2 protein-coding genes are annotated in these 1,526 nt (G+C 31.3%); both read right to left on the bottom strand.

Features of this window, described 5'->3' with window-relative positions; all coding sequences use genetic code 11:
* The coding region (locus CHA01nite_RS20230) for a hypothetical protein (protein WP_146944785.1) at positions 1-389 on the bottom strand (389 nt) is incomplete at its 3' end.
* Positions 390-398: 9 nt separating this feature from the next.
* Positions 399-1,526, bottom strand: a 1,128-nt coding sequence (locus CHA01nite_RS20225; RefSeq protein ID WP_174771843.1) for a DNA/RNA non-specific endonuclease, incomplete at its 5' end; no start/stop codon positions are given.

Genomic DNA, 1,526 nt, shown 5'->3' with positions numbered 1-1,526 from the left:
ACGTAAAACAATTTGTTATAACCCAGTTCTCTTCCCGTATTTTCTGTATAACTCGTATAGCAGGCAAAAAGCTCGTCATTAACCAACCATCTCGGTAAACCTTCTCCTAATTTTGGATTTTTGTATTGCTTGATTTGGAATAAGGTGCGGGGAACAGCATCCGTTACATTTTTTCTATACAAATCCTGATAAATTTCTTCATCGTTTAATAATTCTTCTTGACTCATTCCTCTGCCATAAGAATTAGGAACTAAAGAATGAAAATAATTTTGTGTCTTATTTTTTAGATTTTCATAATCACTATCCGTAATAGTAACATCTGTTTTAGCTTTATTACAGTTAAATTCGTCTTTTATGAATGATAAAATAAATTTTTTGATTTTTTCCATTGTTTATTTCTATTTAGTTCCAAATAATAAATCTGACTCAATGATCTCAAAAGGTTGACGTTTTAATAATCTATTTTGATCATCAAAAAGAGTTACAATATATTTTACCTCTTTCATTCTCTCCTGAGTGGTTTGGTTCAGATTTTGTAAAATTCTTGTTTTTAAATCTTCGTCTTTCAACATGTTTCGTTCATCATCGGTTTTGGCATAATCTGCTAATTGTTTTCTTAATTCAGACATTTCAAATATACTGCTATCTTCAGAATACTGCAAACTGACTTCTAAAGTAAAATGACTGACATTTGCAGTTTGTTCAACAAAATCTCTGATTTGATCTTCTCTTCTTCTCATTACAATCTGATTGTATTCAGCACTTGTTGCCACAATATTTTGAGCTTTTTTGTATCCGCTTCCTCCAAACATATTGGCAATAACATGAGCCGAATCCATCCCTGCATTTTTAAGTTTCCCTTCAGGATCTTGCGTAAATCCTCGTCCTAAATCATGCAAAGTAAGCTGATCTCCTACTACTTTAATTGGATACCTATTTGGTGCTAAATCTACGGTAAACTTTTGTTTACCTTCTGCGTACTTATAGGTTATTCTTTTCCCTCCATTCGGTAATAATTTCTCTTCAATATCAATTGGATAAAATTTGTTATGCTCTTTCTTTTTCTTTTTTGAAGTCAAGTCATTTAACTTAAATTTCTCACCAAAGTCGTGAACATTTTTACTTAAGCTATCAAACTCGGCTTGTGCATTTTCTATTTTCTTAGATTTATCTGGATTTGTATCTACAAGCTTATTGGCATTGGTTAATGATTTTTTTATCCTTTCATTTTTTATTTGTAATTCATTGATCTCGTTTAAAATTTCAGATCCTTTTCCTTCAAATTCATCAGCATCACTGTTTTTACTTATATAATTTTTAAATCTAGTAAGCTTATTTGTTAAAATTCCCTTCTCACTCGCCATGTAAATTTCACCGTCCTCAAAAGTCAATGTATGCCTTTCTCCGTTCATTGTAAATAGTTCCGGAGCAATTTCAGAATCCATGTTTTTGATATGCTTATCATCAGCCTTATCTTTCTTCTTACCAAGCTTTCCAATTCCGACTTTACTTAATAGTTTAGCAGC

The sequence above is a fragment of the Chryseobacterium hagamense genome (assembly GCF_007991455.1).
Classification (GTDB): Bacteria; Bacteroidota; Bacteroidia; order Flavobacteriales; family Weeksellaceae; genus Chryseobacterium; species Chryseobacterium hagamense.
Note: the sequence above shows the minus strand (reverse complement) of the source record. Positions and strands in the feature narration are given on the sequence as shown.